Consider the following 12687-nt stretch of genomic DNA (forward strand, 5'->3'; position numbering starts at 1 on the left):
CTAATTTATGATCGTTGTTTGCGATCAATGATGACTGAAACTTACTTTTTAAAAATATAGACGATGATAAATACAATCACTCAAGTGTTTGAGCAATTGGGGTTAAGTGCACAAAAACGTGCCATTCATTCACAATTTTCACATGCTGCATTAAATCATGACATCTTTTTACAGCATATTGAAGGCACCCATGCATTAAACCAAGGTTTAAATGTTGAATTGATCTGCCTCTCAACCAATGCCCTGATTCCATTGAAACAATTTATCGGAGTGCAAGTCGCGGTCGATCAGGTCACAGACCAAGGCACATTATTTCGCAGCACAGGGATCATCACCCACGCCGAACAAGGACAAAGTGATGGTGCACTGACCCTGTATAAACTTCGCTTAGAAGACGCAACGGCACTTTGGCATAAACGTCGCAACAGCCGAGTGTTTATGAATAAAAGTGTGCGAGATGTCAGTGAAATACTCTTTAAGGAATGGCAGAGCAAAAGTCCGCTATTTGCTGCTAGCCTCAGTCTTGATCTTTCTGGTTTAAATACAGAGACCGATGTTCGTCCCTTCATCATGCAGTCAAATGAAACCGATTATGACTTTCTAACACGGCTCTGGCGCAGTGAAGGCATCAACTGGCTGATTGATGAAGCTGAACTGTATGTACCTCATGCTAGTCATCCGATTCAAGCCCAAAAACTGAGACTCTTGGATGACAACAGTCAGTTCCAAGCCTTAAAGCGTCGACAGATTCGTTTTCATCGTTCGAGTGCTACCGAACAACAGGACAGCATCATCAGTCTGAGTGCGCAGCGCAGCCTACAACCGACTGCAGTCCATATCCAACGTTGGCAAGCCGATCACCTGAGTCAAGAAGAAGGCGCAGGTTCAGTCCAAAGCCAACATCAACATAGCACACAGCAAGACAATGCCAGCCTCAGCTTAGAACAAGCGTGGCATATTAGCCCTGCATGGATGCAAGATTTAAATGGAGAAGATCAGGCGACCACAGCATCAAACAGCCAAATTGAAAAACTCAATCAAACCCTGAGTAATGTCTACAACCAACAGGCGAAACAATTCACTGCACAGAGCACCGTACGTGATGCCCAAGTGGGGTATTGGTTTGAGTTACATGAACATCCTGAACTTGATCAACATAGTGATGCAGACAAAGAATTTCTGATCACGACCAAGACTTTCTATAATCAAAACAACTTGCCCAAAGATCTGAGTGAGCAAATTCAGCATTTACTGAAACAAAGCCAATGGTCACTCAAAACCAGCACAGTGCCAAGCGAACGCCAAGCCAACCACTTGAGTTTACAGCGTCGTCACATCACGACCGTTCCAGCTTATAACCCGATAGCGCACCGACCAGCCACACACCCACAACGTGCCAAAGTTGTGGGACCAAGTGGCGAAGAAATTCATGTGGATGAATGGGGGCGGATCAAAGTTCGCTTCCTCTTTACCCGCAACGATGACCACAGCCATGACGGCGGTGCAGGCGCCAATGACAATGATACAGACTCGGCATGGGTTGATGTCTTGACCCCATGGGCGGGTGAGGGCTATGGCGCACGCTTTTTACCGCGCATTGGTGAAATCGTGGTGATTGATTTCTTTGATGGCAATCTTGACCGCCCCTTTGTGGTTGGACGGATTCATGAAGCGCAGCGCAGCCCAACGAAATTTGATCAGAAGGGGCAATTGCCAGAGACCAAGAAACTGGCAGGGATTCGCTCTAAAGAAATAGAGGGTGAAGGCTATAACCAACTCCGCTTCGATGACACTACGGGTCAAATCTCGACTCAACTACAAAGTAGTCATGGGGCAACTCAGTTGAACCTCGGTAACCTCAGTCATCCGAAAGAAACAGAGACGAGTGAGGGACGAGGAGAAGGCTTCGAGCTTCGAACTGATCAATGGGGAGCGATTCGAGCAGGTGACGGTTTACTGCTCAGTAGCCATAAACAAGATCAAGCTGCTGGTACACATCTGGATGCTCAACCTGCCAAACAACAACTTGAAGGGACTTTAAACAATAGCCAAGCATTAAGTGAAGTGGCGAAGAATCAACAGACGGATCCGCTTGAAGTTTTAGAAAACTTAAAAGGCTTCTTAGAACAGATTGAACAACAAGATCAAAACAAGGCAGATGCATTTAAACAAGCCATCATGATTCTCTCTGCACCAAACTCAGTTGCTGTCAGCAGCAATGAAGATATTTATCTATCAGCCGATGGTCAAATCAGCCAAAGTGCAGGGGAGAGTATTAACCTTTCTACGCAGAAATCGTTGATTGCACATGCCAGTGACAAGATCAGCCTCTTTGCAGCACAAGACGGGCTAAGAGCCTATGCAGGCAAGGGCAAGGTTGAAATCCAAGCGCAAGGTGATGAACTCGATGTCATTGCGCGGAAAGGCATTCAGATTATTTCTACGGAAGAGCAAATTGAAATTAAGGCCAATAAGAAAATCGTGCTAACTGCTGGTGGTAGTCAAATTGAGATTAGTGGTGCAGGGGTATTACCGACAACGGCTGGAATGTTTGAGAGTAAGGCTGGGCAGCATCAGTTTTTGGGTGGGGGTAGAATAGAAGATAGTTTTATGATTTTACCAGATCTTAGAAGTAAAAAATTTCATAGGCGTTTTTTATTTCACGATGAAATTTCTAGTCAGCCATTAAGCTATTACAAATATAGGGTTAAAAATAAAACAACAAATGAAATCCTTCAAGGCATCACTAATATTGATGGTTTAACAGAAATTATAACAACTACGGAAGATACCGATTTAGAAGTGCTAATCGGAAATGATGAAGTTGATGAAATTTTGGAAAAAATAAAGGGAGAGTAGGGGGTGAGTAAGACCATTCGTACAGTTCCTTTTGAAAGTGATCCACAATATCAAGTTCCTATCGGGCTTTATCAGATATCGTTATTAATCGGTAGTTCATATGGTGATGGTGAGCATGAATCCCCTTATGGACATACGGCTGTAGCAATATTTACGGAAAATAAAGATGTACCAGTCATTGTCTATGACTTTGGCAGATATGGTAAGACTTACTCAGAAGAGTTGGGGTTAGGAATCACTTTGAATGGCGCTAGTAGCCCCAGAGGCGAGGGGATTTTAAGATTATGGTGGAGCTTTTCTAGATATATTCAAGGTGAAAATGCTTGTGGCTATGGAACAAGCAAAACAAGAACAACTTATGAGTATATTTATTATGTTCAGCCGCAAAGTGTTCTTAATATTATGAATTTTTTTAAAAAATTAACTGATCAGGGCATTAGGTTAAACACTTCAGATATTAGGACAACATATAAATTGGTTGATCCATATTTTGCTTTAGGACCTAATTGCACTACATTAAGTTTAAATGCAATGAATGTAGGGTTGAGAAATTTTACCAAAAATTCTAGTAAATATATTGATTCAACAAAAGTGCTTGGACGAATGTTGTCAACCGCAATGAAAGCAAAATATCAAGAACCAAATTATTTGTATTTACCGGATAATCTTAAAGATTATCTTGAAAGCCAAGATGTAGCTATTAAGGTAAATGTTAAAAAATTTTATCATGCAAAAAATCAGCCAAAATTACCATCAGAGAGAATGAGAAGATGAAATGCTATTTTTCAAAAAAATATTTAGTTATAGTTTGACCTTTTTATTAGGAACGATTTTATCCTTTTTATTGTTTAATGGAGATTTATTTATGGATAAGAAAGAGATACATGTATTAGAAAAACCTATTTTGGTTAATTCACTTAGTGAAGAATCAGGTCAGGGAGGATATTATGTACTGCCTAAAGGTACAGTATTATATAATGATAGTGATTCTCTAAATACAAGAGTTTTAGTATATTTTAATGTGGTCGGAGATTTGGGTTTGGATTTTAAAGAACAAAATCCGGAAATAAGTAAACAGCCATCAGAGGTAGAGGCAATCGATAGTATGATGCTGCCAGAAATTTTAAAAAAGATAAATTTAAATAAGAATGATATTAAAAGTATTATTGATGAGGATAAAACTGTTCCTGATAATGTTAAGAATATTCTGTATAAAAAATATAATATTGTTGAGTAGCTTCGCTTTTGTTGGATGTAGCAATGCCCCTTCTATTTCACCAAATGAGTTGCCTGTGGGGCATGTTGACCAAATATACAATGAAAAAATTGAAATAGAGAAAGTTATATTGGTTGATGACTTATTTGTTGATAGTAATATCACTAATGATTCTGGTTTGGTTTTAAATACTGGTGTTGGAGAGCCTCCTTATAGTGATAATACAATTGAAGTTAAAGGGACCCCCATTAAAAATGGAAAATATTAAATTATATTAGAGGGGCAGACGGCTTTGTTGCACAAAGATTTCATAACTATATGATTTTAAAAGTTTTGATTATTTTTTGATCCAAAATTAAATTTATTTAAATCAGATGCTTACATATTTATGCAACAAAGCCGGGGCAGACTAGAAATGCATATGGTGGTAATATTAATTTTAGAAAAAAATATGATTTGATTGTTTTGCAGTAAATAAAATTAAGTGGGTTTTTTAAGTAATGTATTTTTTTTAAATAATCTTAATATGGTTGTTTAAATCAAGTCACTATTAATTATTGGATAAAGGGAAACATGTTTAATTATGCAATTGATTTTTATAAAGCTAAGTTATTCAATTAGTTAAGATAAAGCCGTCATGTGTATTTATTAATATTTTTTAGTATGCTGTGGCTTTGTTGCACAAAGATTTGAAATGCAAAGCGCCCCTAATTGAGCCAAATTTAAGGCGTAACTTGGGTAAGTGGTCGACCTAATTCCGTAAATCTGTTAAGGACTGCTACACGTGCATGGATTTCATTCACTTGGCTATCAAAACTCCTTGCACTGAGTTTATCGCCTAATAATTTGATGCAATGCATCTTAGTTTCAACCAAACTTCGACGATGATAGCCTGACCATTTTTTCCATAGTGTCCTGCCTAAACGTTTAATTGTTCGAAGTAATTCATTTCGCTCTAGCGAGCTACTCTTTGTATCTTTCCATGGTTTCGCATTTTTTCTAGGTGGAATCACCGCATGCCCTTGCCGATCTGCAATGACCTGACGGCATTGCTTGGTGTCATAAGCTCCATCGGTATAAACAGAGTCAATCCGCTCATCTTGTGGAATCTGATTAAGTAAATCACCAAGCACCTGTGAATCACTGACATTATTGGTTGTAAGCTGAACTGCTCGTATTTGTAGGGTTTTAGCATCTATACCAATATGAAGTTTACGCCATTGGCGACGATATTCAGGTCCATGTTTCTTGCGTTTCCATTCGCCCTCACCTAGAAACTTCATGCCTGTAGAGTCCATGAGTAGATGCAGCCCATCGCTACTTTTTTGGTAGCTGATTACAATATCAATATGCTTTTGTCTTCTACAAAGCGTGGTGTAATCTGGAGCTATCCAATTTAATCCGCAAAGTTTAATCAGACTTTGCACAAAGCCAGTGACCATACGTAAAGACAGACGGAATAAGGATTTAATCATTAAGCAGCATTGGATGGCTGCGTCGGAGTAGGTTTGATTTCGCCCTTGTTTGCCTTTTGATGGCGCATACCATTGCGTAGCAGGATCAAACCAAATGGCAATATTTCCGCGACTCATGAGTGCTCGGTTATATGCGTGCCAATTGGTTGTGCGGTAGATTTTGTGTGTAGGCTTCTTCATTTGAAAATTATATCGCTGAAAAAGCCTTTACAGATAGGTTTGTGCAACAAAGCCTGGTATGACTAAACCAAAGATGACTATCTCTAACCGATTTGAAATAAGCAAGCATCAAATATTAAATGCTGAGAAAGATATTCGTTAATATAAAAAAGTTAATACTTTAGAGTAAATACATGTAGGAACACTATGTGTTTTAGTTAACCAAATAACTTTTATAAATTAATTCTAGGCAAATTGGTGGACATTAGTTTTGAATAAATTAAATATAAATGATGTAAAAAAACCCGCCGAAGCGGGTTTTCAATTTACATATTCGGGTAGTTAGGACCACCACCACCCTCAGGAGTTACCCAAGTAATGTTCTGAGATGGATCTTTAATATCACACGTTTTACAGTGGACACAGTTAGCCGCGTTAATTTGGAAACGCTTCGAACCATCGTTCTCTTCCATAATTTCATAAACACCAGCAGGGCAGTAGCGCTGAGCTGGCTCGTCCCATTTTGGTAAGTTTACATTTACAGGAATAGAAGCATCGGTCAGTTTCAAGTGTGCTGGCTGATTTTCTTCATGCACCGTATTCGATACAAATACTGAAGATAAACGGTCAAAGGTCAACTTACCATCTGGTTTTGGATAGTTCGGTTTCACTGTTGCTGCATCTACAGTTTTCAGTGTACTGAAGTCAGGCACTAAGTCATGCAGTGTAAACGGGACTTTAAATACATTTTGATCGATGAAGTTAAATGCACCACCACCGAACGTGCCAAATTTGTGCATTGCTGGGCCAAAGTTACGAGAACGATATAACTCTTCTTTTAACCAGCTGTTGTTGAACTTGTCTGTGTAAGCGGTTAACTCTTTTGCAAAGAAGTCTTCACCTTCAAGCACACGAGCAATGGCAAGGTCACCACCTTTTTCAACGCCAGCTTGAATCGCTTCGAATACCGCTTCGCCACACAACATGCCCGATTTCATGGCAGTGTGAGAGCCTTTAATTTTAGCGAAGTTTAGGAAGCCTGCATCATCACCAATTAAAGAACCACCTGGGAAGGTGAACTTCGGCAGAGAGTTGAAACCGCCTTTGACAACAGCACGTGCGCCATAAGAAATACGCTTACCGCCTTCAAGATATTGCTTAATCAGTGGATGCGTTTTCCAGCGTTGCATTTCTGCAAATGGATACATGTGTGGGTTTTCGTAAGATAAATCTACGATCATACCCAAAGTAACTTGGTTGTTTTCAGCGTGATATAACCACCAACCACCAGAAGAACTGGTTTCAGCTAGAGGCCAACCTGCACCGTGCATCACCAAACCTGGTTTGTGTTTTGCAGGGTCAATTTCCCATAGTTCTTTGATGCCGATACCATAGTGTTGCGGGTCTGCATCTTTATCGAGATCGAACTTGGCAATTAGGCGCTTACCTAAATGACCACGACAGCCTTCCGCAAAAATGGTGTATTTGGCATGCAGTTCATAGCCTGGGGTAAAGTTATGCGTTGGTTCACCATCTTTACCAATCCCCATATCACCAGTTTGGATACCTTTAACCGTACCATCAGCATGATAAAGAATTTCAGACGCAGCAAAACCTGGGAAAATAGAAACTTCTAATTCTTCAGCTTTTTGGCCTAACCAACGCACCACGTTACCAAGTGAAATCACATAGTTGCCATCATTATGCATGGTTTTAGGAACCATCCAATGCGGCGCTTCTTGTGACTTTTCAGCAGACATTAAGAAATACGTTTTATCTTCAGTTACTGGAACATTTAAAGGCGCACCTTCTTCTTTCCAGTTTGGGAATAACTCATTGATCGCACGCGGTTCGAGCACAGCACCTGAAAGGATATGCGCACCAACTTCAGAGCCTTTTTCTACGACACAAACGGACAGATCATTAAGGTTGTTTTCAATTGCAAGTTGACGAATTTTAATCGCAGCAGAAAGGCCAGCAGGGCCTGCGCCAACGATGACTACGTCAAACTCCATCGATTCACGTTCGATGTGTTCCATGTAGGACTCCTCATATGGTTAAAGGTGGCAACCGTTTTGACTCAAAGAACGGTGCTGCCATGAGTGTTCTTAGTTCCCAGACACAAAATTTATCATCGTGTCTTTTATATTGTGAGCTAGTATAGGTTTAAACCGAGTTCTAGCCAATTGGCTGAATCATATTATTTTTCCGTCAGACAGGCATGAATTTTATGGATAAGCAGCACAACTCAGCAAATCCGACGAAAAAAGTAGCTATTGCTGATAATAAAAACTTAACCGGTATTGCACAATACATAAAAGGTGGACAGTCCGGTCACAAAAGGTCAATCCCCCCTTTAGATCAATGGCACCCAAAGCATTGTGGCGCAATGGATTTGAAGGTTTTAGCCAATGGAGAATGGTGGCACGAAGGTCAATTGATCAAACGCCAAGCCATGATTGAGCTGTTTGCAACGGTACTTTGGAAAGAAGAAGATAAGTTTTATCTCAAAACTCCTGTCGAGCAGATTGAAATCGAGGTTGAAGATGAACCTTTATTTGTCAATCAAGTCGAGCAAGTCGAAATTGCAGGAAAAATCTACCTACAACTGACCACGACCACGCATGATGTGGTGATTGTTGATGAAGACCATCCCATTTTTATGCGTGCCTTCCAAGGGGAGCTACGTCCTTATGTGCATGTTCGTTTTGGCATCAATGCACTGATTCAGCGTGCTGCTTTTTTTCATTTGGTGGAAATGGGTGAGCTAAGCGACGATGCGGCGGGTCAGGTCAAACTGTGCTTACAAAGTGGTGATTTGCTATTGCAATTAGGCACCTGAGGTTTAAGCTTGATTGATCTTTTAACTTTATACTGCAACGAGTCCCCATGAGTGCCATTCAGCCCTTATTTCCTCTGATCAACCCTATGCCAAAAGCGACAGCCAATGCGCCAATCGGGATATTTGATTCGGGGATAGGCGGCTTATCCATCGCTCAAGAAATTGCCAAGCATTTACCGCATGAACGATTTATTTATTTTGCCGATACCGCACATGTGCCTTATGGGCCACGCAATGATCAAAATATCCGAGAATTGACTGCACAAGCGATTGAGTGGCTTTACCGCAAAGGCTGTAAGGTTGCAGTTGTGGCGTGTAATACCGCTTCAGCCTTTAGTTTGGATTATTTACGTGAGCACTATGGCGATAACTTCCCGATTATCGGCCTTGTTCCGGCCCTAAAACCTGCGGTATTGCAAAGCAAATCCAAGACTGTGGCTGTTCTAGCAACCCCTGCGACCTTTCGCGGGCAGCTCATTAAAGATGTGGTTGATAAGTTTGCACAGCCTTCGGGAGTCACGGTGATTCCAGTGACCTGCTTAGATTTAGTGCCTTTTGTTGAAAGCGGCGCACAGATGAGTGCGGCATGTTTAGCCACGTTAAAAGATATTTTACAACCCGTTGTTGATCAGGGTGCAGATTACTTAGTTTTAGGCTGTACCCATTACCCTTTTTTGAAAATAGCGATACAATCTATTTTTGGTCAGAAACTGACATTAATTGACTCTGGACTGGCAGTTGCACGACAAACAGCCCGTATTTTAATCAAAAATGAGTTATTATTTGAACGAAATTATGATAGTGATGTTCGAATTGAATGTTATGTCAGTGGGAATAATGCAGAAAGTTTGAGACCCATCTTACAACTTTTGCTTGAACCAGAACTAAATTGGACTATTTCAAACATATCTGATTAATTTTTAAACAAATAAGTCGAGTATTTTGATATATAGTCAAAAATTGCAACCTAATATGCTTGAGTTAGTCGCAGTGTCTATCTAATGGAATTTGGGGGATGGGATGCTGCGAAGAATAATGAGGATAACCGATGCTCGATAAGCGTTATCAAGTGTTTATAACTACTTCTGGAAGCGAGATGCAACCAGAGCGGATCATTTTGGCCCAAACTTTAGTGGGCATGGGATTTTTTTCTTGGGGATTAGAACAACGGACACCACTTTCAACAGCTTTTGCACGTCGTCAGATCGATGACTGTGACTATGTCATATTGTTGCTGGGCAGCAAATATGGCGAACAGTCCGTGTCAGGGGTGGGATATATGCACCTTGAATACATTTATGCGGTCACCAAACAAAAGCCGATTATTGTATTTATGCATGATGATCCTGATGCCCGTGAGTTATGTTTACATGACGACAAAGCTGAGCTGCGTGAAAAATTCAAAGAGTTTAGAAAACTACTCCAAAACGAAGTCGATCAGGTTTTCACTTATCGCACCATGCGTGACTTGGAAATGGCCGTTCGCTTGAATATGACGCAAATGCTAGAGCGCTATCCTGTATCGGGTTGGGTACGTCCGCAGAACACCCAAGTGTTGCATGACGAAATTGATAAACTCAAAGCCAAATTGGTGCAATTGGAAACTGAAGCGGGTAAACGTGAAGTCGATCCATTTTTGTCTTTACCCAAAGTGGCTATGCATGATTTTTTTGCTTTTGATTATCGGATGCATGCCTATCAAGATGGCAATTTTAAAGAGCTGAAAATTCAAAAGCAGATGACTTGGGCGCAATTACTCTCGGTTTTGGGGACAACCTTTATTCACCCCACTCCTGAAGAGTATTTCTCCAAACGCATAAATGAGTATTTAAACGAAACTGGTTTGAATGATGCACGTCTAGAAATGCCTCGTGCCCATGCTGTTGCGCGCTCGCAAATTAATATTCGTGCTTTGCACAGTATCAAAATGCAAATGCGTCAAAATGATTGGATTGTTCAGTCGGGTCGAGATGATCGTCAGCGCATGCTCTGGCAGTTGACCCCGAAGGCGATGAAACTTTTGGAGAGTAATTTATTGGAAAAGGATCGGCCTTTTCAATTTCAATCTTCGTAGTTATCCATTTAGATAATGAACTGAAAACTGTTACAGTAGAGACATTCGAAAACGAGCCGCGAGGGTTGAATGTCTACTGCAACAAAAGCAAAAGTTACTGTTATTTTGGCAAATTTGGGAACGCCTGATGCACCGACAGCTTCAGCAGTGCGTCGCTTTTTGGATCAGTTTTTGTCAGACCAGCGGGTGATTGAAATTCCCAAACCGCTTTGGCAAATTATTCTCCGTTTATTTATTTTGCCGTTTCGCCCGAAACGCGTTGCCCATGCTTATGAGATGGTGTGGGGCAGCGATTCTCCAATGCGAGAAATTTTGCTGACTCAAGTGGCCGCGTTACAACAGCAGTTGATTTTGCAATATCCTGAGTTTGAGCTGAATATTGTTCCTGCGATGACCTATGGTAATCCCGGCATTCAGCCTTTGCTTGCTGAGTTGAGTCAAAACCCGCAAGATCATATTGTACTTTTTCCTTTGTTTCCGCAATACTCGGCAACATCCAGCGCGCCTTTATATGATGCTTTCGCGAAGTGGATTCCAAAGCAGCGTAATTTGCCGGGGCTGAGCATTATTCGTGATTATTATCAGCACCCTTTATACATTCAGGCTTTGGCGCAAAGTGTGCGCGATTTCCGTGCTGAACATGGGGTGACTGAAAAGCTGTTAATGTCTTTCCATGGTATTCCACAACCTTATGCCGATAAAGGCGATCCCTATGCCGACCGCTGCCGTATCACTGGGCAGTTGGTGGCGGCCGAATTAGGCCTAGCGGAGGACGAATGGGCGATCAGTTTCCAATCCCGCTTTGGGAAACAAGAGTGGGTGAAACCTTATACCGATGTCTTACTGGCCGAATGGGCGGCGCAGGGTGTGAAATCGGTGCAAATTATGAGTCCGGCGTTTTCAGCGGATTGCTTAGAAACTTTAGAGGAACTGGCGATTCAAAATGCTGAATTGTTTTTGTCTCAAGGTGGAGAGCGGTATCAATATATTCCAGCCTTGAATAGTCGCGGAGATCATTTGCAATTGCTCAATACGCTGGTTCAGGCTAATCTTGACGCCTTAAAACAGACATTAGCCAGCAAAACGAATTGAGGTTGACACGCTATGTTGCAAGTTAAAATTGTGCCTGTAACGGCATTTCAGCAGAACTGTTCGATTGTTTGGGACAGTGACAGTAAAGAAGCAATTTTAATTGATGCAGGTGGAGAGCCTGAGAAGCTTAAAGCAGAAATCGAAGCATTGGGTTTGACAGTAAAAGCGCTGTGGTTGACGCACGGGCATTTAGATCATGCTGGAGCAGTCGGGGCATTAAAAAAACTGTGGGATGTCCCTGTGATTGGCCCGCATAAAGAAGATGCCTTTTGGTTGGATATGATTCAAGAAGTCTCGCAGCGTTATGGTTTTCCTGTTCCTGACAAGGTGGATGTCACGACATGGCTAGAAGGTGGTGAAGTCCTTAAACTGGGCAATGAAGAGTTTGAAGTACGTTTTGCCCCTGGACATACTCCGGGTCATGTGATGTTTTATAACAAAAACTATGGTTTGCTTTGGACTGGCGACGTGTTGTTTAAAGGCTCAATTGGTCGTACTGACTTTCCGCGTGGCAATCATCAGCAGTTGATTGACTCTATTCAGCGTGAATGCTTTAGCTTACCCGATGAGACGCAGTTCATTTCAGGACATGGGCCAATCAGTACCATTGGTTTTGAAAAACAACATAACCCCTTTGTGGCAGGAAAAGCAGGCTAAGCGCTTTGTGTTCTCATTGAAAAATAAAAAAGTCAGCAGCTGCTGACTTTTTTATTTGCGAAATGGATTATTCAAAATGTGTTGGGTTTCTAGAGCAAACAAGATAGAGAATAAGACCACTAATAATCCAACCGAGAGGATCAACAGATCTTGCATATAGATGCCAAAACTGAATAGGCAGATCGAGAGTAGAACGCCAATTAAAACAATAGTCTTACTCAGGATGTTCATCTTATCCCCCTTTAGGATGTTATTTTTGTGACTTGATCATGCTGTGAGCATGTACCAATTTTTGGGGGAGTATAGTCGACGA

At 41.3% G+C, this 12687-nt stretch carries 11 protein-coding genes; 9 read left to right on the plus strand and 2 right to left on the minus strand.

The annotated features are described in order from the left end of the window. The first annotated feature begins 63 nt into the window (after positions 1–63). The 4 genes from AC4CVD_RS01730 (at position 64) to AC4CVD_RS01745 (ending at position 4343) form a co-directional block, all read left to right on the plus strand. Entirely contained in the window at positions 64–2859 is a 2796-nt protein-coding gene (locus AC4CVD_RS01730; RefSeq protein ID WP_490751849.1) for a type VI secretion system Vgr family protein, read from the plus strand. Between the two features lie 3 nt (positions 2860–2862). Next, positions 2863–3633: a hypothetical protein gene (locus tag AC4CVD_RS01735; RefSeq protein ID WP_301437043.1), complete on the plus strand. Its 771-nt coding sequence runs from the start codon at positions 2863–2865 to the stop codon at positions 3631–3633. Positions 3634–3724: 91 nt separating this feature from the next. Then, positions 3725–4096 (plus strand): hypothetical protein, encoded by a 372-nt coding sequence (locus AC4CVD_RS01740; protein WP_490751851.1) that lies wholly within the window; start codon positions 3725–3727, stop codon positions 4094–4096. A 55-nt stretch (positions 4097–4151) separates the two neighbouring features. Further along, positions 4152–4343, plus strand: coding sequence for a hypothetical protein (locus tag AC4CVD_RS01745; protein ID WP_490751853.1), 192 nt, complete (start codon positions 4152–4154; stop codon positions 4341–4343). Positions 4344–4797: 454 nt separating this feature from the next. Here the strand turns inward: AC4CVD_RS01745 and AC4CVD_RS01750 are convergent, their stop codons facing one another. Further along, the gene (locus AC4CVD_RS01750) at positions 4798–5730 is read right to left on the minus strand and encodes an IS5 family transposase (RefSeq protein WP_490751855.1); all 933 of its coding nucleotides are present in this window, start codon (positions 5728–5730) and stop codon (positions 4798–4800) included. A 305-nt stretch (positions 5731–6035) separates the two neighbouring features. Next, positions 6036–7748, minus strand: coding sequence for an electron transfer flavoprotein-ubiquinone oxidoreductase (locus AC4CVD_RS01755; protein WP_490751857.1), 1713 nt, complete (start codon positions 7746–7748; stop codon positions 6036–6038). 191 nt (positions 7749–7939) lie between these two features. Here AC4CVD_RS01755 and AC4CVD_RS01760 point away from each other — a divergent pair, with 191 nt between their 5' ends. From AC4CVD_RS01760 to AC4CVD_RS01780, 5 genes are all read left to right on the plus strand, one after another. After that, a complete protein-coding gene (locus tag AC4CVD_RS01760; protein ID WP_114837444.1) occupies positions 7940–8551 on the plus strand; it encodes a DUF1285 domain-containing protein in 612 nt (203 codons plus the stop codon). Positions 8552–8598: 47 nt separating this feature from the next. Continuing rightward, positions 8599–9468, plus strand: a complete 870-nt coding sequence (gene murI / locus AC4CVD_RS01765) for a glutamate racemase (RefSeq protein WP_490751859.1) — start codon at positions 8599–8601, stop codon at positions 9466–9468. A gap of 131 nt (positions 9469–9599) precedes the next feature. Further along, positions 9600–10625, plus strand: a complete 1026-nt coding sequence (locus AC4CVD_RS01770; protein WP_490751861.1) for a DUF4062 domain-containing protein — start codon at positions 9600–9602, stop codon at positions 10623–10625. A 69-nt stretch (positions 10626–10694) separates the two neighbouring features. Next, positions 10695–11717 carry a ferrochelatase gene (gene hemH, locus AC4CVD_RS01775; RefSeq protein WP_114837446.1) on the plus strand — a complete coding sequence of 341 codons (1023 nt, stop codon included), beginning with the start codon at positions 10695–10697 and terminating at the stop codon, positions 11715–11717. Positions 11718–11729: 12 nt separating this feature from the next. Beyond that, positions 11730–12374: an MBL fold metallo-hydrolase gene (locus AC4CVD_RS01780; protein WP_490751863.1), complete on the plus strand. Its 645-nt coding sequence runs from the start codon at positions 11730–11732 to the stop codon at positions 12372–12374. Positions 12375–12687 lie beyond the last annotated feature (313 nt).

Source organism: Acinetobacter sp. LipI_23 (genome assembly GCF_058243045.1).

What these genes read in the sequence shown, in the direction of transcription:
- AC4CVD_RS01730 (WP_490751849.1), top strand. Translation starts at nt 64, where the DNA reads ATGATAAATACAATCACTCAAGTGTTTGAGCAATTGGGGTTAAGTGCA.
- AC4CVD_RS01740 (WP_490751851.1), top strand. Translation starts at nt 3,725, where the DNA reads ATGGATAAGAAAGAGATACATGTATTAGAAAAACCTATTTTGGTTAAT.
- AC4CVD_RS01750 (WP_490751855.1), bottom strand. Translation starts at nt 5,730, where the DNA reads ATGAAGAAGCCTACACACAAAATCTACCGCACAACCAATTGGCACGCA.
- AC4CVD_RS01755 (WP_490751857.1), bottom strand. Translation starts at nt 7,748, where the DNA reads ATGGAACACATCGAACGTGAATCGATGGAGTTTGACGTAGTCATCGTT.
- AC4CVD_RS01760 (WP_114837444.1), top strand. Translation starts at nt 7,940, where the DNA reads ATGGATAAGCAGCACAACTCAGCAAATCCGACGAAAAAAGTAGCTATT.
- murI (WP_490751859.1), top strand. Translation starts at nt 8,599, where the DNA reads ATGAGTGCCATTCAGCCCTTATTTCCTCTGATCAACCCTATGCCAAAA.
- AC4CVD_RS01770 (WP_490751861.1), top strand. Translation starts at nt 9,600, where the DNA reads ATGCTCGATAAGCGTTATCAAGTGTTTATAACTACTTCTGGAAGCGAG.
- hemH (WP_114837446.1), top strand. Translation starts at nt 10,695, where the DNA reads ATGTCTACTGCAACAAAAGCAAAAGTTACTGTTATTTTGGCAAATTTG.
- AC4CVD_RS01780 (WP_490751863.1), top strand. Translation starts at nt 11,730, where the DNA reads ATGTTGCAAGTTAAAATTGTGCCTGTAACGGCATTTCAGCAGAACTGT.